Source organism: Shewanella saliphila, from assembly GCF_014648295.1.
GTDB classification, from domain to species: Bacteria; Pseudomonadota; Gammaproteobacteria; order Enterobacterales; family Shewanellaceae; genus Shewanella; species Shewanella saliphila.
Genome location: NZ_BMQV01000002.1, coordinates 160,926 through 179,040, shown reverse-complemented (window position 1 = coordinate 179,040; position 18,115 = coordinate 160,926). Strand labels below are relative to the sequence as shown.

Below are 18,115 nucleotides of genomic sequence, written 5' to 3'. Positions count from 1 at the left end.
TACCCAAAAATGGGCTGTGACGATATTACTCAATTGCGGGGTGTTTAATCACTAATTTAACAAATTTTTGTGATTTGCCACCGTGATCAAAGTGGGTTTTATGTGCCATTGCGTGAGGTTGGTCGGTGTTAGGTGGCTTTGGTTTGGGCGGTTGTTCACGTTAATTGTGTGAATTTTGAACTGATTTGAAGATTAAGAATAAGGGCTGCAGTGTTTGCGGTATGTTGAGAAATTATCTGCTACAAAGATAAGTAAGGTGTGATTGTGTCAGTCAATAAACTTATGTGCAACCCCCATTATAACGTACTAACTAGCTTGTGGGTTCGTCGCTGTTTATGAATAGTTTATCGTCTTAGCGAGGCTTGGGCTTGTATTAGATAAGAAGTATGACAAGCGCGGGCACTAAAGATTAACTGAAACTGTTGAGAGATTGATATTTGCGCAACATCCGTGTGCATGATGAGCATACGACATGTCTGGTCAATAAACTCACCTTGAGATATGCCTAGATTTCCCTGCTAGGGGATAGCGTCGGCATAGCGTTCTTTAGATGGAGCTTATCGAGCTCTTCTCACATATTGATGACATGAATGGGGATTCACATGTTGCAATCTAATTTGACAGTTCTTGCAGATAAATTAGGCCAGTATCTTGAGCCTTCACGAGTTTATACCGATTACCTCCGCCGTATCGCTTGGGGTACCGATGCTTCTTTTTATCAAAAACGTCCACAAATTGTTGTCCATCCTAAAACTGAAGCTGAGGCTTCTAACGTTTTATCACAATGCTATCAAACTAATACGCCTGTGACATTTAGAGCCGCTGGTACCGCACTTTGTGGTCAGGCTATTTCTGATTCGGTGTTAATGGTTGCAGGTTTGCATTGGAATAAGTTCAAGGTGTTGGACGGCGGAAAGAAAGTACAAATGCAACCAGGGGTTATCGGCGCTAAAATCAATGCCGCATTAGCGCCATTAGGTTGGAAGTTTGGCCCAGACCCTGCAACTATTGCCTCTGCAATGGCTGGTGGGATTGTCTCTAACAATGCTTCTGGTATGAACTGTGGAACTCACCATAACTCATATAAGCTCATTGATTCGGCCAGAATCGTTTTTGCTGACGGCTCGATTTTAGATACGGCAAGTGAGCAAAGCCGTGAGGCGTTTAAAAAAGAACACCCAGAGATGGTGCAAGCCATTGAGTCTATTCGCGATGACATTATGTCTGACGATGCTTTAGTGCAGCGTATTAAGCGTAAGTATTCAATTAAGAATGTCACCGGCTTTGGTATGAATTCTTTTGTTGAACACCATGACCCTATCGACATTATTTTGCATCTTATGGTGGGCTCAGAAGGCGCACTGGGTTTCCTGTCTGAAATCACCTTAAACAGTGTAGAGAAAAAAAGCCATTCGGCTTCTGCAATGGTTTACTTTGATTCATTGCGTGGTGCTTGTGAGTCAATTGTTGAGCTACGCAGAGAAGCATTTAACGAGACTAATGCGGCAGAGTTGTTAGACAATTTTGCGCTTAAGGCTGTTGCTGAATCTAAATATGACACACCCGATTTCTTAAATGATGTGCATAAAGATGTCACGGCAGTATTGTTTGAAACCTTTGGCGATAACCAAGAGCAGATTGATGCTAACGTTGCCAAAATGTCTGCCATTATGAAAAAACATGGCCTATATCGTGATGTTGAATTTACTCAAGATGCCGCTGAAATCACCAATATGTGGGCTATCCGTAAAGCGATTTTCCCATTAGCGGGTTCAATGAGACCTGTTGGAACATCGTGTATTATTGAAGATATTGCGTTTCCAATTGAAGTGTTACCTCAAGCGACAATCGATTTACAAAACTTGTCATTTAAACATGGTTATGACGATGCGGTGATTTATGGTCATGCGCTAGAGGGTAACTATCACGTTATTTTTGCTCAAGACTTTTCAACTCAAGCTGAAGTTGACCGTTTTGATGGCTTTATGAAAGCGGTTGTTGACCTTGTAGTCGGCTATGACGGTTCGCTTAAAGCTGAACACGGTACTGGATTTGGTATGGCTGCATTCGTTGAGAAAGAATGGGGCACCGAAGTCTACGACTTGATGAAACGAGTGAAAAATGCGCTCGACCCAAGCGGTATTTTAAACCCTGGCGTGATTATCAATGATGATCCATTCTGTCATGCCAAAGGCTTTAAACCTATGCCGGCCATACACGACATTGTTGATAAATGTATTGAATGTGGCTTCTGCGAACCGCACTGTGTCGCTCATGGTTTAACTTTATCTCCACGTCAGCGTACTGCTGTAGCAAGGGTGATGAAAACGCTAGAGACAACTGGCAAAGAGCCTGAAGTACTGGCGGAGTTGAAAAAGAACTATCCATACTACGCAATTGATACCTGTGCGGCAGATGGTTTATGTAAACTCGGTTGCCCGATGGGCATTGATACCGGTAAATATGTAAAAGTGCTGCGTGCTGAAGGCGCTAGCAGTATGGATAAGAAAATCTCAGACTTTACTGCTGATCGTTTTGGCACCATGGAGTCTGTGGCTCGATTTGCTTTAGGGGCAACAGACATTTCTCGCAAAGTTATCGGTGAGTCTGGTATGGGAGTAATCACTAAGGTTGTTCGCAGTATTGCGCCGGGAATGCCTGTGCCATTATGGACGGAAGGTATGCCTACTCGTGGTAAAGCATTACCAAAAACTAAGACTCAGGGTGACATGAAAGCAGTTTATTTCCCTGCGTGTTTGAACCGTATGATGGGCACCAGTGCTAAGCATGACGACCAACGCTCGTTGCCTGAAACGATTGTGAGTCTATTTGAAAAGGCCAACATCGAAATGGTGTCTGGCGAGAAACCTAAGGGCTTATGTTGTGGCCAGCCTTGGGAGTCTTATGGGCATGATGAAGCGGCTGATCGTAAATCTGATGAGCTTTCAGCGTGGTTATTACAGGCGTCAAACAACGGCGAATATCCTATCCTAGTGGCTACAACAGCGTGTCTTGAAAGAATGCGCCGTGCTTGCGACAGCCGTTTGAAAATGTACGGTCCTGAAGAGTTTGCCTTTGAGTTTTTGGTTGATCGTCTTTCAATCAATAAAATCGTCGATAAAATTGCAGTGCATCCAACCTGTACTACTCGTAAGTTAGGCATGGCAGAGAAACTGGCAGATTTAGCCCGTCTGTGTGCTACAGATGTTGTGGTGCCTGAAAAAGTGGGCTGCTGTGGTATGGCGGGTAACCGTGGTATGAATTACCCTGAGCTCAATGAGCACGGTTTACGCCACTTAAAAGAGGAAACCAAAGATAAAGGATGTACCCATGGTTATTCTGTATCAGCGACGTGTGATGTTGGTTTAACCACCCATTCGGGTATACCGTATAAAAATATCTTAACGTTACTCGATAAAGCATCGAGCAGAAAACAGCTGTAACAGGTTGATTTCAATTACAGCCCACGCAATAGCGCGGGCTTTTTTTTGCATACAAAGCCATCTTACACGCAATAAAAAACCCAGCAATTTAGCTGGGTTTTTTGATGTTGTCTTTACAGACTAGGACGAATATTTATTCGTCTAGGAAAGACTTCAAAATCTCTGAGCGAGAAGGGTGGCGTAACTTACGCAACGCTTTAGCTTCAATCTGACGAATACGTTCACGTGTTACGTCAAACTGTTTGCCCACTTCTTCAAGAGTGTGGTCGGTGTTCATGTCGATACCGAAACGCATACGCAGTACTTTTGCTTCACGGGCAGTTAAGCCTGCTAGCACTTCGTGAGTGGCGTTCTTTAGACTTTCGCTTGTGGCTGAGTCTAATGGTAGCTCGAGGGTAGTGTCCTCGATAAAATCACCTAAATGCGAATCTTCATCGTCACCGATTGGGGTTTCCATTGAGATTGGCTCTTTAGCGATTTTAAGTACCTTACGGATCTTATCTTCAGGCATCATCATACGTTCTGCCAATTCTTCAGGAGACGGCTCGCGGCCCATTTCTTGAAGCATTTGACGTGAAATACGGTTCAGCTTGTTGATTGTTTCGATCATGTGTACCGGAATACGGATCGTACGTGCCTGGTCAGCAATCGAGCGAGTAATCGCCTGACGGATCCACCAGGTTGCATAAGTTGAGAACTTATAACCACGACGGTATTCAAACTTATCTACCGCTTTCATCAAACCAATGTTACCTTCCTGGATTAAGTCCAAGAACTGTAAACCACGGTTGGTGTACTTTTTAGCAATAGAAATAACGAGACGTAAGTTGGCTTCAACCATTTCTTTCTTAGCACGACGTGCTTTGGCTTCACCAATTGACATACGACGGTTAATGTCTTTAATGCCTGCGATGGTTAAATCGGTTTCTTCTTCAATGGCTCCAAGCTTGCCAACGCAACGTGCAACATCATCTTCGATCATACGAAGACCTTCAGCATAAGGCTTGCTGCTGGCTTTTTCGGTTTCAAACCAAGTTAGGTTAGTTTCGTTACCGGTAAATGCTTTAATGAAGTTTTTCTTCGGCATTTTAGCTTGTTCAACACAAAGCTTGATCACTAGACGTTCTTGAACACGTACGCGATCCATCATGTTGCGCATGCTTTTCACTAAGCGGTCAAACTGCTTAGGTACTAGACGGAACTCTTTGAATAGCTCACCAATAACAAACAACGAACCGATGGCTTCAGGGTGGTCACGGCCTTTTTCAGCAATAATGCCTAAGCTTTTTTCGTAAGCTTCTCTTAATTGAGTAAACTTCTCTTTCGCTTCTTCAGGATCCGGACCTTTGTTGCCTTCTTCCTCTTCTTCGTCATCGTCATCATCGTCATCGTCGTCATCATCGTCATCACGATCATCTTCAGAGAGTTCAGAGCCGATGTTTGTTGCTGTTGGTGCAACATCGTCTTCGTCAGGATTGATAAATCCAGAGATAATATCAGACAAGCGTAATTCTTCAGCTTCATACTGGTCGAATTGCTCTAAGATCATTGCAATTGCTTGAGGGTATTCGCTCACAGAACTTTGTACTGTGTTGATACCTTCTTCAATACGCTTAGCAATAACAATTTCGCCTTCGCGAGTAAGTAGCTCAACTGTACCCATTTCACGCATGTACATACGCACAGGGTCAGTGGTACGGCCTAACTCACTTTCTACGGTTGCGAGTGCTGCTGCAGCTTCTTCTGCAGCATCTTCGTCTGTGTTGTCTTCCGACATCATCATGTCATCGGCATCTGGCGCTTCTTCAAAAACGCGGATACCCATGTCATTTATCATCTGGATAATATCTTCAATCTGATCAGAATCGACCATGTCTGCTGGTAAGTGGTCGTTCACTTCAGCATAGGTTAAGTAACCTTGCTCTTTACCTTTAGCGAGCAACAGTTTGAGTTGCGACTGCGGAGTGTGATCCATAGATATCATCCAAGTTTGGGTAACTGATAAAACGATAGGCCATTTAGCCGAGCTAAAGTGGCGCGCAAATCGTCAATTATAACTGTGTGGACTAATCTTAGCTAGTCCATGGCAGCGTTTTGTACGCAGATTGTGAAACAATCAATGAGTACTATGTTGCCTTGCCTTTTATTATTGCAATTAGCTTTGTAAGTTGAAGCTTTTCAACTTTTGTCAAAGTCTGCTTAAGGCTTAATTCCTGATAAAGCTGTTCAATTGATTGATTGTATAACCAAATCAGGGTTTGTTTAAACTCTAGCAATACGTTTTCATCCGCCACTTGATGGTCCCATTGGGCTAGCTTTATTAGAGTGCTTTTTTGTTCATGCTCTCTATGCAGTTCAAGTAGTTGTGCGCTGTTTAACGATTGTTCACGAGTTATTTCTAACAAGTGCCCAAGTAAATCTACTCCGGGCATTTTTAGTCGTTTTAATGCTGCTTGTTCTTCTAGTCCAAATCCTAAATGAGGATGTTGAACAAGTAGCGCAATGGCTAACCTTAATGGTGTGCCACGGCCTTGTAAGCCTTTTGCATTAAGAGGTTGTGCTTTTTTAACCGCAAAACCTAATTTTTTCTTTAAATCTTCGCTACTGTTCATGCCTAATTTGTGTGCTAAGTTTTCTAGCAACAAATTTTGTAGGACGGTATCTTGTACCTTTTCAATTAGACCAATGGCTTGCTTGGCTAATGCCCCTTTGTCGGCACCATGGTTGTTACTTAACGTGTCAAATAAAAACGCTGGCAATAACATCGCATCTTGCATTAATGCTTCAAAAGCATCTTTGCCAATTTTTCTGACCATAGTGTCAGGGTCTTCACCTTGAGGTAAAAACATAAACTTGACCTGGTCACCAGGTTTGAGCAACGGCAGGGCGGTTTCTAGTGCTCGCCATGCGGCTTCTCGGCCAGCTCTGTCGCCGTCATAACAACAAATCACTTGCTTGGCACTACGCACTAATAGCTGAAATTGTTCAGCCGTGGTGGCCGTGCCAAGTGAGGCTACCGCATAATCTACCTCAAATTGCGCCAGGGCGACTACATCCATATAGCCTTCAACAATTAAAACGTGCTGTGGATCGCGGTGTTTTTGTTTGAGCTCATATAAACCGTAAAGCTCATTACCCTTATGAAATATGGGCGTTTCTGGAGAATTCAAGTATTTTGGGGTACCGTCACCCAAAACTCGTCCACCAAATCCGACAACGCGACCTCTGCGATCACGGATTGGGAACATTAATCTGTCACGAAAACGGTCATAGCGTTTGCCGTTATCGTTGGCAATAAGCATGCCTGCTGTCAGTAATTTATCTTGTGCTGCTTGATTTTGGCGGTAACGTCCGAGTAAACCGTCCCAGCCATCGGGAGCAAACCCAATACCAAATTGTTCAACAACGTCGTTTGATAAGCCTCTAAATTCGAGGTAATCAATGACTTTTTGTTTATCTTGATGTTGTCTTAGCTGGCTTTGGTAGAAGAGATTGGCTTCTTCCATCAATTGGTATAAATCGCGGCTTAAGCCTTGGTCTGGTCTTTTGCCTGTACCTTGCTCTCTTGGTACGGCTATACCGAGTTGACCTGCAAGTTCTTCAATGGCATCAACAAATTCGAGACGATCGTATTCCATGACAAAGTCAATGGCATTGCCGTGGGCGCCGCAGCCAAAACAATGGTAAAACTGTTTATCTCTGCTGACGGTGAAAGAAGGTGATTTTTCGCTATGAAAAGGACAACAAGCCGAGTGGTTTTTACCGGCTTTTTTCAAAGGGACTTTGCGATCAATTAGATCGACTATGTCTATGCGAGCTATAAGCTCATTGATAAAATCACGAGGTATCGCCATTGATTGCTATTGTTCTCGAATTTACTTTATCAACTGATTTAAACAAACAAGCCGTGCAAGTGCACGGCTTATTCAACATTAAAAAGCGATTATTTCAATTTAGCGCGTATCATAGTGCCAATAGCACCTAAATCTGCACGACCTTGAACTTTCGATTTTAATGCTCCCATTACTTTACCCATATCCGCCATGGATGCAGCACCAACTTCAGCAATAGTGGCATCGATAATCGTTGCGACTTCTTCTTCCGTTAATTGTTGAGGTAAAAAAGCTTCAATAACTTGAATCTCTTCAGCCTCAGCTGCGGCTAACTCCGGACGACCGGCTGCTTCATATTGAGCAATCGAATCGCGACGTTGTTTGACCATTTTGGTTAATACAGCTATCGCTTGTTCATCCGTTAGAGATTCGCGGGTATCCACTTCAATCTGCTTGATGGCGGCAAGTGCCATACGAATAGTCCCCAAGCGCACTTTTTCTTTAGCGCGCATGGCTTCTTTCATTTGGTCTTTTAGCTGATCGGTTAAGTTCATAATGAGATTAGTATAAACGTACGCGACGTGCGTTTTCGCGAGAAAGCTTTTTAGCTAAACGCTTAACTGCAGCAGCTTTTGCACGCTTACGAGCAGTAGTTGGCTTCTCGTAGAATTCACGAGCACGCACGTCAGCTAAAATACCAGCTTTTTCACAAGAGCGCTTGAAACGACGAAGAGCTACGTCGAATGGTTCGTTTTCACGTACTTTAATAATTGGCATACGCCATCACCCCTTAGGTGTAGTTATGTTGGTTGGCTAAGTCTACGGTTTAATTTGTCTGACACCCGTTAATAACAAATGACAGCGAGTAAACAGTAAGGCCTCAACTCAATCCAAAGGCTATTTAAAATGGTGCGGAATTTTACACCGACCAGCAGCCATTTGTAAACCCCTGATTGAGTTTCTCTTAGATAATGAGGTAACACTTTCATTTTCTGATATTTATCGGCTTTAATACTGAAATGTTGGAGTATTTAGGCTGACACGGGTAGAATTAGCGGCCTTATTTTTAATGAAGACGAGAGATTATGCGGGTTATAGGTATAGAAACATCTTGTGATGAAACTGGGATTGCGGTGTATGACGATAAGTTGGGCTTAATGTCGCATGTACTATACAGCCAAGTTAAATTGCACGCCGATTACGGCGGTGTAGTGCCTGAGCTCGCATCTCGTGATCATGTTCGTAAAATTGTGCCATTAATAAAGCAGGCGCTAAGTGAAGCTAATTCAAGCTTAGATGACATCGACGGTGTTGCTTACACCAAAGGCCCTGGTCTTATTGGTGCTCTACTGGTTGGTGCCTGCGTTGGCCGCTCTTTAGCTTATGCCTGGAATAAACCTGCGGTGGGCGTTCACCATATGGAAGGCCATCTATTGGCACCTATGCTAGAAGAGGATGCGCCAGAATTTCCGTTTATTGCACTGCTAGTGTCAGGCGGACATTCGATGTTGGTTCAGGTTGAAGGCATTGGCCGTTATCAGGTATTAGGTGAGTCGGTTGATGACGCTGCCGGTGAAGCATTTGATAAAACCGCTAAGTTAATGGGCCTTGATTACCCTGGTGGGCCACGCTTGGCTAAACTGGCCCAAGAAGGCTTACCTGCTGGTTATAAGTTTCCTCGGCCGATGACAGACAGACCGGGTTTAGATTTTAGCTTTTCTGGCTTAAAAACCTTTACCGCCAATACCATTGCAGCCGAACCTGACGATCATCAAACCCGTGCCAATATTGCTCGTGCTTTTGAAGAGGCTGTAGTCGATACCTTAGCGATTAAGTGCAAACGTGCATTAAAGCAAACTGGCTATAAGCGTTTAGTCATTGCCGGCGGCGTAAGCGCGAACAAGCGTTTACGTGAATCACTTGCTGAGATGATGACGAATTTAGGTGGGCAAGTGTACTACCCGCGTGGTGAGTTTTGTACCGACAATGGTGCAATGATTGCGTTTGCAGGCTTGCAACGTTTACGCGCAGGACAAATCGAAGATTTAGCAGTTAAAGGTCAACCTCGCTGGCCATTAGATAGTTTGCCTGCGGTTGATTAAGCTTTACCTTAGCGAAATGAAAACCTAACTCTTGTTGGTTGTGGAGTTAGGTTTTTTTATGGATTTTTTTCGGGAGACTTTTGTTTCTTCACCTATGCGCAGGCGACCAATATTGTCTTTATGGCGAATGAGAATCAAGGTGGAAAGCATTGCTACTGGTAAAATAAATCTATCGTCGAGCCACCAGGTATAAAAAGGTGCCAAGGTTGCCGCAGCCATTGCCGCAACAGATGAATAGCGCGTGATTAACACAAACACCACCCAGGTTAAAATAAGACACAGTGCTAAGTCGCCACCAATGGGAGCCATTGCACCAAAGGCTGTTGCGACACCTTTGCCACCTTTAAAGCCAAAAAACAGTGGGAATATGTGTCCAAGACAAGCACATACTGCAATAAAACCGAGTGACGCCGCATCCAGACCAATTTTATAACCAAGATATGAAGGAAGTGCGCCTTTTAGCATGTCAAAAAACAGCACTAGCCCTGCTGAACTGACGCCACCGATCCGCAATACGTTCGTGGCTCCAGGGTTGCCAGAACCGCTGGTTCTTGGATCAGGTAAACCTCTAATTTTACAGACCAATACGGCACTTGAGATCGAACCAGCTAAATAAGCGGCTATGATCATCAATATTGTGACAATAACGGTGTTCAAATTGGTTTCCTTAGTCTTCTTAGGGTATCATCGCGCATTGATTTGCATGACAGCATTGCATTGTGCTGTCTTATGGCAAATTGTCATCAGTTAAAAGATGTTAATTGCACAATAGCGCTATCCTACTGCTTTAATTCATTAGGAAAAAGCTTAAATGTGTATTATTAGGCATATAATCGCTAATAAAGTTTGATTAGGATGATCTTAGGGTCTTTTTAAGTCGTTCAAGGTGGGTAGTTACATGGATAAGGTGCTTATACGTCAGTTAGCCATAGAAACTGTGATTGGTATTTATGACTGGGAAAAAAAGCTTCATCAAACGTTATTAATTGATTTAGATATGGCGTGGGACAACCGCCTAGCGGCTGCCAGTGATAATTATGAGCATGCATTGTGCTATGAAACCGTATCAAATCGTTTAACGGCTCTGATCACTGAAAAACCAATTGAATTGATTGAAACCGTTGCTGAAATGATTGCCGAATGCCTGCAAGATGAATTTAATGTGCCCTGGGTCAAAGTGGTCGTGATGAAACCCGGTGCCGTGCCGCATGCCGCATCAGTGGGTGTTGAGATTGAACGTGGCCGTATTTAACAGTGTTTCTTTTTATCGTATTAGCAATTTAGGTTAGCCAATGGCACGTATTTACATCAGCTTAGGGACGAACATCTCGCCTGAGCAGCACCTTAAAGCTGGCTTATTAGATTTACAGCAATATTTTGGCCCTTTGCAGTTGTCGCGGGTATTTGAAAGCGAGTCGGTTGGCTTTAAAGGCACCAATTTTTTAAATATGGTGGCAGTGGCAGAAACCGATCTGGCTATTGGAGAGGTTGTTGCAACGTTTAAGCGTATTGAACAGGCTAACGGGCGAATTAGAGGTGAGAAAAAGTTCAGTCCGCGTAGCCTAGACATCGACTTACTCTTGTATGACGACACGGTTTGTGACGAGCCGGTAGAGCTGCCTCGTGGCGAAATTTTATTTAATGCCTTTGTACTATGGCCTCTTGCTGAAGTTGCCCCTAACTTGAACCATCCGGTAGCACAAAAAAGTTATCACGCACTTTGGCAAGCTTATGACAAACAATGTCAAAGCTTATGGCCGATAGCGTTTGAGTTCCCAGCTGAATTACAACCCAATATCAAGTTATCAACCCTTTAAAAAGTGAATCTTCACAAGGACAAATATGGAAACGCTTCAAGTTATTCTGCTGGCATTAATTCAAGGTTTAACTGAGTTTTTACCGATTTCTAGCTCGGCACATTTAATTTTACCGTCGCAACTTTTAGGCTGGGCAGATCAAGGCCTATCATTTGATGTGGCTGTGAATACTGGCTCTTTATTCGCGGTAGTGATTTACTTTCGTCACGATATTGTTGCCTTAGCTAAAGCCTGGTTTATGAGTCTTACTGGCAAATCTAGCCAGGGAAGTAAGCTGGCTTGGTGGATTATTTTAGCCACAATCCCTGCCGTGATTGTTGGTTTTACAGCGAAAGACTTTATCGAAACTCATTTTAGAAACACACTTGTAATCGCAACCACCACTATTGTGTTCGGTTTGTTGCTATGGTTTGCCGACAGAATGTCAAAAGCGCAATTAAACGAGTTTCAAATGGGCTGGAAAAAAGCGTTATTGATTGGTGTCGCTCAAGCCATGGCGCTTATACCTGGTACATCTCGTTCTGGTGCCACGATGACCGCCGCACTGATGCTAGGTTTAACCCGCGAAGCCGCCGCCCGATTTTCGTTTTTAATGTCGATACCCGTGAGTTTTGGTGCTGCGTTATTGGTGACTAAAGATTTAGTTGAAAGCCCTGCGGCAATAGACTATCAAGCGCTTGGATTAGGTGTTGTGGTGTCGTTTGTATCGGCTTATTTATGTATTCATTACTTTTTAAAGTTTATTAGCCAGATTGGCATGACACCATTTGTGATTTATCGCCTACTATTAGGGGGTTTATTACTGGGGATGCTTTACCTTTAAGACGATGGCTAAACATTAAATAAGACTAATCAACCTGAGCTCGGGATAATAAACGCCTTTCAAACAGTCCTTTGTCCTGCTAACTGCGTTGAATCGACTTACAATAGGCTAGCTATTGACGCGTCAATTCGCCTTGTTAGCTGAACAAATGACAAGCTTGAAAGTGAGAATGGGTAACATCTTGATTTTAAATAGCATAAGTTCATCCCTTATCCCGAGCTCAGGTTAATCACACACTTTATAAACGGGTAGCAATGCCCGTTTTTTGTTTTCATTATTGGTAACTGTTTGTTATCTCGAGTTAAGGTTTGCTATGACTCTACCGCTATTATGCCCAGTGTGCGCTGCACCGATAAATCAACATCAAGCTTCAATGGGATTTTATTGTGACAATAAACACCATTTTGATAAACATACGCAAGGTTATTGGCCGTTACTGAGTAATACCAAAACTAAACCTCAAGTGTTGTCGCGCCAGCAAATGCGTGGGCGTCATTTTTTGTTGGAATCAGGGCTATTCGCACCGCTTATTACACAATTACAAGCAAGGTTATTAAGTGTAATAAATGCCAGCAGTGATCAGGCTTTTGAGCATCTGGACTACCAGTGTGCCGATGGCTATTACTTACGCCAGCTAGTGCCTGCCGTTGCAGAGGCTGGTGTTGCGTGTGAGCATTGGGGGATTACCGACGCCGAGAATGCAATATTTGCAGCGGCTAAAGCACAAACCCCAGCAAAACTTATTTTAGCCGCGCTAAAAAAACTGCCTTTTGCGACTCAATCAATGGATGTCGTTACCGTGTTCGATTCACTCTTAAAAGGGAAAGAGTGTATTAGAGTATTAAAGGATGATGGCCGAATTTTGATGTTACAGCCTGGTGTGCGTCATTTATGGCAAATTAAGCAGCAAGTGTATCCTGATTTGGTCGAAAAGCCGTTACAGCTTAATTTACCGAATGAGCTTGAGATTGAATCACAGCAGCAAGTGAGTTTTACCCAATCTGTAGCTGGCGAGCAAGCGCTCACGTTGTTAGAAATGTCGGTGTTTGGCTGGCGGGCTAATGATGAGTTAAAGCACAAAATCAAAGCGACTGCGATATCTGAACTTGAGTTTGATTGGCAGATCATTACGCTTAAGAAGCGCTGATAAAAAACTAATCTGATGACAAGTGATAACAAACGATAAGATAAAGGTGCGGCGAGAGCCTTAGAGTATTAGGCGCTTCGCTGTTAGGTACTATTGCGGCCAGAGACTAAGATTTCTATAGGACTGTTTAGAAAGATTAAATGGTTGAACAATGCATCGGGGAAATACTGTTTGCACAGGTGTGGAGTTGTAGGAAATGTTTAGATTAACTGCTTAATACTGCTTGATTCTTTATGTTTCACAAATAATTAAGGCTTGACGTTGAAGGCTACCTAAGTAGTTAATCAACAATCAAGCCCTAATAATCAACCTATTAATATAAGCTAATTTTTAATAGCAATTCTTACTTTTTGTAAGAAGAAGCCATGTTGTCTAAACGGTCGTTAGCACGTTTAGCTTCGGCTTGTGCGTCCATAGAAGCAGCTTTAGCGCCTTTAACATCAGCAGATAGCTTGCTTTGCTCAGACTTTAAAGAACCAACTTCTGCTGATAGTTGATCAACTTTGTTTCCTAGGTTTGCTACGCTTTCTTCTAAAGCAGTAGTGTTAGCACAACCACCTAATAAAGCAGTCATCGCAACACCAGCAATCATCAGTACTTTTTTGTTCATGGGTAAATCCCTTAATATATAGGTTGTTAAATAGTGCAACGGCGTCTGCCTTTGCAACGGCGTAATTATGTCACAGTTTTTTTTATTTGCTATAGGCAAATATAAGATTATTTATCTAAAATAACGAAATAAATGAAAATTGCAAGTCTACTGGCTTAAAACTACTCTTTTTTATCGATTTTATATAAATCTTAGTGATTTATTGCTTATTCACCGCTAAAAATTGCATTTTTTCGCTTTTTTACTATCAAAGTAGTAAAGATAGTTGTAACACGAATGTTATTTTTTAACCAATTGTAATTTATACTCATTAACACGTTCTATGCGTTTTAATTGTAATTGGCTTTTTATTGCCGCACCCTGGTGCCCTTCAGCGATAATCGATTGCACATCAACCTGGTTTGCTAGTTGCAAACAATGCTGTAAATAATCAGCCTGCGGATACTGTGCTTGCTCAAATCCGGTACGCCCTCTTATGTCGCCATGACAACATAATAATAAGTCGGTTAGCCGCTGAGGTTTACGCCAAAAGTCTGCCTTATCGAACAGTTTGATGATGGTCTCAGCTCTAAGTTCAAACGCATTATGAATATTTTGGTGCTGGTCGCTCACTAACAGCGCTAAATCACGATATTCATTCGGTACTCTTATTCGTTGACACAGCTTTTTGATTGCGGCTAAGCCTTTTTGTCCATGGCCATGATGTTTTGGCCAATCTTGTTTAGGGGTAAGCGCTTTACCTAAGTCGTGCACTAACGCAGCAAAACGGACCGCTTTGTTTGTGCTCAATTTACTGGTTTGTTCCAGTACCATTAAAGTATGGATACCGCTATCAATTTCAGGGTGCCATTTTTCAGGTTGTGGCACACCAAACAAGGCATCGATCTCAGGAAATAACACGTCTAACGCTTGGCATTCTCTTAATATTTCAAAAAACACGTGTGGGCTTTGGCTCGCTAATGCTTTATCGCATTCTTGCCATACGCGCTCAGGAGTGAGGTGCTCAAGTTCGCCATTATTGGCAATATCACGCATCAACTGTAATGTTTCTGGTGCGATACTAAAGCCTAAATGATGAAAACGTGCAGCAAAGCGTGCAACACGTAATACCCGTAAAGGATCTTCTATAAACGCATTAGAAACATGACGCAGCACCTTAGCCTTAATATCGTCAACACCATGGTAAGGGTCGAGCAAGTTGCCTTGTTCGTCTTGAGCGATGGCATTAATGGTTAAATCACGACGTAGTAAGTCTTGTTCAAGGGTGACTTGTTGATTGGCGTCACAACTAAATCCCTGGTAACCATTACCGGTTTTTCGCTCCGTTCTGGCTAGGGCGTATTCTTGTTGTGTTTTGGGGTGTAAGAAAACCGGGAAGTCTTTGCCAACTTGCTGATAACCAAGCGCTAGCATTTGTTCAACACTGCTACCCACAACCACGTAATCTTTGTCGACCACAGGTTGATTAAGAAGGGAATCGCGCACGGCCCCGCCTACTAAATAAATCTTCATGGCGTACCACAACGTGTAATAATAAGTGTCATAAATATTACCAGAGTTAGATTTTTACGGCTAACTTTTGACAAGCTGTGATACAAGCATTAACGTGAGCCGTCAGTTTCAAATAAGGATTTTTGGTCGAATGTATAAAGCCTTCTATGGATTAAATGATAATCCGTTTTCAATTGCGCCTAACCCTCATTATATGTTCTTAAGCGACCGCCATCGTGAGGCGCTAGCCCATCTAACTTATGGTTTGGGAGAAACCGGCGGTTTTGTGTTATTAACAGGAGAGGTTGGGACGGGTAAAACCACCGTTTCACGCTGTTTATTGCAGCAAATACCTGATAATACCGATACTGCTTTTATTCTTAATCCTTCTTTAACCGAGCTAGAGCTATTAGCCACATTATGTGATGAGCTCGAAATTAGTTATGGTGAAAATCCAACCTTAAAACAGCTGACAGATCTCATCAGCATGTATTTACTCAATAATCATAAAAATGGCCGCAATACGGTGCTGATTATTGATGAAGCACAGCATTTGCGCTCGGAAGTGTTAGAGCAGCTGCGCTTATTAACAAACCTAGAAACCAACACCAAAAAGCTATTACAGGTTATTTTAATTGGTCAGCCTGAATTGCAGCAATTATTGAAGCGCCAAGATTTACGCCAGTTGGCTCAGCGTATCACCGCTCGATATCATTTATTGCCGTTAAATAGAGAAGAAATTGCTTTATATGTGTTGCACCGGTTACAGGTGGCAGGACGCCATGAACCTTTATTTACCCGTAAAGCAATAGCGGCATTGCATAAGCACTCTGGCGGTATTCCTCGATTAACCAATTTACTATGTGAGCGTGCGTTAATGGCCGGTTATGGCCAAGGCAAAGTGCCAATTGATCATAAGATGGTTAATCAAGCGGCGGTTGAAGTGTTAGGTGACATTGATGAGTCTAGTGAAAAGCGCTGGCCATTTGTGGCCGCTGCGGCGTTGGTGCTGGCATTTGGCTTATCATTTTATTTGTTTAATCGCACAGCGATTGACGAAAACCTCAGTGCTACCACTACATTGCCTCCAGCTCAGGCTCAGCAACCCGTAGATGAACCCATCACTACAACTACTGCAGACAAACCGCTTATACAGGTGCAACAACCACAAGCTCCAGTGCAATCAACACCTGCTGTTAATGCAGATCAGCAAATATTACGTCAGGCAATGCTGCAAAGTAACAGTATCGATAATGCTTTTGCTGGGTTGTTTGGTTTATGGGATAAGCAACCCATCATTGGTTTATCTGCTTGTCAGGCTGCACAACAACAAAACCTAGCCTGTTACCAACAACAAGGTAATTGGAACAGTATTATGCGCCTCAATTATCCTGCCGTTGTTTATTTGCAAGATGCGCAAGCTAATGTGTTTTACGGGGTGATTGTTGAGCGTCAAGTTGATCAAATCTTACTGCAGTTAGGTGAGCAGCAATTTTGGGTCAATAAAGATTGGTTTGATCGTCACTTTAGCGGCACTTTTGAGATTTTATGGCAGCCAGACAGTATTTTACCGCGTGAAATCGGCCAGGCATCCAGTGTGGCTGAAGTGCAGTGGTTAGAAAATAGTTTAGCCATTGTGAGCCAACGTCGCGCGCGTTTGCTGACTCAATTTGACAGTGAGTTAGAGCAACAACTTATGCAGTTTCAGCGTCAGCATGGTTTAAAACCAGATGGCATTGCCGGTAATCAAACCCTAATACAACTTAATTTATATTTGAGCCAACAAGGCCCTAGATTAAGCGCTTCTGAGGAACGTCGTTAATGTCGATTTTATTGGATGCCGTTAATCGCAATAAACAACAGCAAGGCAATGTGGCCGATTTAATGTCGACCCCTCCACAATATTCATCGCCGCCAAATAAACCTGCCTCGCTAAAAAAGTACGGTTTACTGGCAACTGCGGTGTTTGTTGGAGTGGGTGCTGCTTGGGGGATGAGCTTGCTGCTTGTGTCGCCTACAACGCAGTCTATTGCGCCAGTCGCTCCAGCTCAAAGTTTACCAAAACCGGCAGTAGTTAACCCGCCAGTTTCGAAGGTTGAAACAGCAATGACTCCGGTATCTGATGATGTTCGCTTAGCGGGTAAAGTGGCACTGCCAATAGCAAAACCGTTTAATCAAACGGCGATGTCTGTGCCGACAAGCAATTACCGAGATTCTGGCCCTGCATATGTTTCACAGGCTAATACAGCTCCGGTAAACACGCAGCAATATCCGCAGCAACAATCAGCGCCTGCACAAAATAGTCCTCGCCAGCAAACGCAATCTTATGCAGAACCATCACAACAAGAACCGATAGTTTTAGGGGCTAATGCTAACCGCCGTGGACTTGCTGAACTTGAAGCGTTGCGTATGCAAGTGAACGCAGCGGCTCAAGAAGTCGATTTTGCGTCAGTGAAAGCGCCGTCGATTGATGAGCAAAACAATTTATTGGCCGCGTTTGAAACCGCACTTAAAGAAGTCGAATTTGAGGAATCAGTTAATCAACGGATGACAGAGGCTAAGCTTGATCCGATCCCAACGCCGAGTAACCGCCAAATTCCTAAATATGGCGACTTACCCGCCAGTCTGCAATTGCAGGTGCCAGAGTTTAATGTTAACGCACATGTTTATGCCACAGACCCAACTAACCGTTGGTTAAATGTTGATGGTGCAGAGCTTCAGCAAGGGGACATGATTAAAAATAAACTGACGATTATTGAGATCCGCCCAAGAGATATTATTTTAGATATTAATGGTGAGCAATTTAGGGTGCCAGCTATCTAATCGGTATCATGTAGATTAAAACAACA

At 43.1% G+C, this 18,115-nt stretch carries 15 protein-coding genes; 8 read left to right on the top strand and 7 right to left on the bottom strand.

Going from position 1 to position 18,115, the window contains the following annotated elements; all coding sequences use genetic code 11:
- The first annotated feature begins 602 nt into the window (after positions 1 to 602).
- On the top strand, positions 603 to 3,443 hold the full coding sequence (locus IEY48_RS02500; RefSeq protein ID WP_188916902.1) for an FAD-binding and (Fe-S)-binding domain-containing protein: 2,841 nt from the start codon (positions 603 to 605) through the stop codon (positions 3,441 to 3,443).
- Positions 3,444 to 3,576: 133 nt separating this feature from the next.
- Here IEY48_RS02500 and rpoD read toward each other — a convergent pair whose 3' ends face one another.
- From rpoD to rpsU, 4 genes are all read right to left on the bottom strand, one after another.
- On the bottom strand, positions 3,577 to 5,418 hold the full coding sequence (gene rpoD / locus IEY48_RS02495; RefSeq protein ID WP_229786295.1) for an RNA polymerase sigma factor RpoD: 1,842 nt from the start codon (positions 5,416 to 5,418) through the stop codon (positions 3,577 to 3,579).
- Positions 5,419 to 5,569: 151 nt separating this feature from the next.
- Complete coding sequence (gene dnaG / locus IEY48_RS02490; RefSeq protein ID WP_188916899.1) at positions 5,570 to 7,297, bottom strand: DNA primase; 1,728 nt, start codon at positions 7,295 to 7,297, stop codon at positions 5,570 to 5,572.
- Between the two features lie 89 nt (positions 7,298 to 7,386).
- Positions 7,387 to 7,830, bottom strand: a complete 444-nt coding sequence (locus IEY48_RS02485) for a GatB/YqeY domain-containing protein (protein WP_188916897.1) — start codon at positions 7,828 to 7,830, stop codon at positions 7,387 to 7,389.
- A gap of 7 nt (positions 7,831 to 7,837) precedes the next feature.
- Complete coding sequence (rpsU, locus tag IEY48_RS02480) at positions 7,838 to 8,053, bottom strand: 30S ribosomal protein S21 (protein ID WP_006080725.1); 216 nt, start codon at positions 8,051 to 8,053, stop codon at positions 7,838 to 7,840.
- Between the two features lie 308 nt (positions 8,054 to 8,361).
- Between rpsU and tsaD the strand changes: the two genes are divergently transcribed.
- The gene (gene tsaD, locus IEY48_RS02475; RefSeq protein WP_188916895.1) at positions 8,362 to 9,378 is read left to right on the top strand and encodes a tRNA (adenosine(37)-N6)-threonylcarbamoyltransferase complex transferase subunit TsaD; all 1,017 of its coding nucleotides are present in this window, start codon (positions 8,362 to 8,364) and stop codon (positions 9,376 to 9,378) included.
- A 24-nt stretch (positions 9,379 to 9,402) separates the two neighbouring features.
- On the opposite strand, the gene plsY is transcribed toward tsaD, so the two are convergent.
- Positions 9,403 to 10,035 carry a glycerol-3-phosphate 1-O-acyltransferase PlsY gene (gene plsY, locus IEY48_RS02470; RefSeq protein ID WP_188916893.1) on the bottom strand — a complete coding sequence of 211 codons (633 nt, stop codon included), beginning with the start codon at positions 10,033 to 10,035 and terminating at the stop codon, positions 9,403 to 9,405.
- Between the two features lie 241 nt (positions 10,036 to 10,276).
- Between plsY and folB the strand changes: the two genes are divergently transcribed.
- From folB to IEY48_RS02450, 4 genes are all read left to right on the top strand, one after another.
- The gene (gene folB, locus IEY48_RS02465) at positions 10,277 to 10,630 is read left to right on the top strand and encodes a dihydroneopterin aldolase (protein ID WP_188916890.1); all 354 of its coding nucleotides are present in this window, start codon (positions 10,277 to 10,279) and stop codon (positions 10,628 to 10,630) included.
- A gap of 40 nt (positions 10,631 to 10,670) precedes the next feature.
- Positions 10,671 to 11,195: a 2-amino-4-hydroxy-6-hydroxymethyldihydropteridine diphosphokinase gene (folK, locus tag IEY48_RS02460; RefSeq protein WP_188916889.1), complete on the top strand. Its 525-nt coding sequence runs from the start codon at positions 10,671 to 10,673 to the stop codon at positions 11,193 to 11,195.
- A 25-nt stretch (positions 11,196 to 11,220) separates the two neighbouring features.
- Positions 11,221 to 12,018: an undecaprenyl-diphosphate phosphatase gene (locus IEY48_RS02455; protein WP_188916888.1), complete on the top strand. Its 798-nt coding sequence runs from the start codon at positions 11,221 to 11,223 to the stop codon at positions 12,016 to 12,018.
- Between the two features lie 313 nt (positions 12,019 to 12,331).
- Complete coding sequence (locus IEY48_RS02450; protein ID WP_188916887.1) at positions 12,332 to 13,165, top strand: putative RNA methyltransferase; 834 nt, start codon at positions 12,332 to 12,334, stop codon at positions 13,163 to 13,165.
- Positions 13,166 to 13,508: 343 nt separating this feature from the next.
- On the opposite strand, the gene IEY48_RS02445 is transcribed toward IEY48_RS02450, so the two are convergent.
- Together IEY48_RS02445 and IEY48_RS02440 are read right to left on the bottom strand one after the other, a co-directional pair.
- The gene (locus tag IEY48_RS02445) at positions 13,509 to 13,775 is read right to left on the bottom strand and encodes an Lpp/OprI family alanine-zipper lipoprotein (RefSeq protein WP_124017059.1); all 267 of its coding nucleotides are present in this window, start codon (positions 13,773 to 13,775) and stop codon (positions 13,509 to 13,511) included.
- Between the two features lie 279 nt (positions 13,776 to 14,054).
- A complete protein-coding gene (locus tag IEY48_RS02440) occupies positions 14,055 to 15,287 on the bottom strand; it encodes a multifunctional CCA addition/repair protein (protein WP_188916886.1) in 1,233 nt (410 codons plus the stop codon).
- 130 nt (positions 15,288 to 15,417) lie between these two features.
- Here IEY48_RS02440 and IEY48_RS02435 point away from each other — a divergent pair, with 130 nt between their 5' ends.
- Both IEY48_RS02435 and IEY48_RS02430 read left to right on the top strand, forming a co-directional pair.
- Positions 15,418 to 17,088 (top strand): ExeA family protein, encoded by a 1,671-nt coding sequence (locus IEY48_RS02435; protein WP_188916885.1) that lies wholly within the window; start codon positions 15,418 to 15,420, stop codon positions 17,086 to 17,088.
- The gene (locus IEY48_RS02430; RefSeq protein WP_188916884.1) at positions 17,088 to 18,089 is read left to right on the top strand and encodes a general secretion pathway protein GspB; all 1,002 of its coding nucleotides are present in this window, start codon (positions 17,088 to 17,090) and stop codon (positions 18,087 to 18,089) included. The genes IEY48_RS02435 and IEY48_RS02430 overlap by 1 nt, the downstream gene beginning before the upstream one ends.
- The last annotated feature ends 26 nt before the right edge of the window (positions 18,090 to 18,115 follow it).

Coding starts and splice junctions, on each gene's coding strand:
- IEY48_RS02500 (WP_188916902.1), top strand. CDS start 603: ATGTTGCAATCTAATTTGACAGTTCTTGCAGATAAATTAGGCCAGTAT.
- rpoD (WP_229786295.1), bottom strand. CDS start 5,418: ATGGATCACACTCCGCAGTCGCAACTCAAACTGTTGCTCGCTAAAGGT.
- dnaG (WP_188916899.1), bottom strand. CDS start 7,297: ATGGCGATACCTCGTGATTTTATCAATGAGCTTATAGCTCGCATAGAC.
- IEY48_RS02485 (WP_188916897.1), bottom strand. CDS start 7,830: ATGAACTTAACCGATCAGCTAAAAGACCAAATGAAAGAAGCCATGCGC.
- rpsU (WP_006080725.1), bottom strand. CDS start 8,053: ATGCCAATTATTAAAGTACGTGAAAACGAACCATTCGACGTAGCTCTT.
- tsaD (WP_188916895.1), top strand. CDS start 8,362: ATGCGGGTTATAGGTATAGAAACATCTTGTGATGAAACTGGGATTGCG.
- folB (WP_188916890.1), top strand. CDS start 10,277: ATGGATAAGGTGCTTATACGTCAGTTAGCCATAGAAACTGTGATTGGT.
- folK (WP_188916889.1), top strand. CDS start 10,671: ATGGCACGTATTTACATCAGCTTAGGGACGAACATCTCGCCTGAGCAG.
- IEY48_RS02455 (WP_188916888.1), top strand. CDS start 11,221: ATGGAAACGCTTCAAGTTATTCTGCTGGCATTAATTCAAGGTTTAACT.
- IEY48_RS02450 (WP_188916887.1), top strand. CDS start 12,332: ATGACTCTACCGCTATTATGCCCAGTGTGCGCTGCACCGATAAATCAA.
- IEY48_RS02445 (WP_124017059.1), bottom strand. CDS start 13,775: ATGAACAAAAAAGTACTGATGATTGCTGGTGTTGCGATGACTGCTTTA.
- IEY48_RS02440 (WP_188916886.1), bottom strand. CDS start 15,287: ATGAAGATTTATTTAGTAGGCGGGGCCGTGCGCGATTCCCTTCTTAAT.
- IEY48_RS02435 (WP_188916885.1), top strand. CDS start 15,418: ATGTATAAAGCCTTCTATGGATTAAATGATAATCCGTTTTCAATTGCG.
- IEY48_RS02430 (WP_188916884.1), top strand. CDS start 17,088: ATGTCGATTTTATTGGATGCCGTTAATCGCAATAAACAACAGCAAGGC.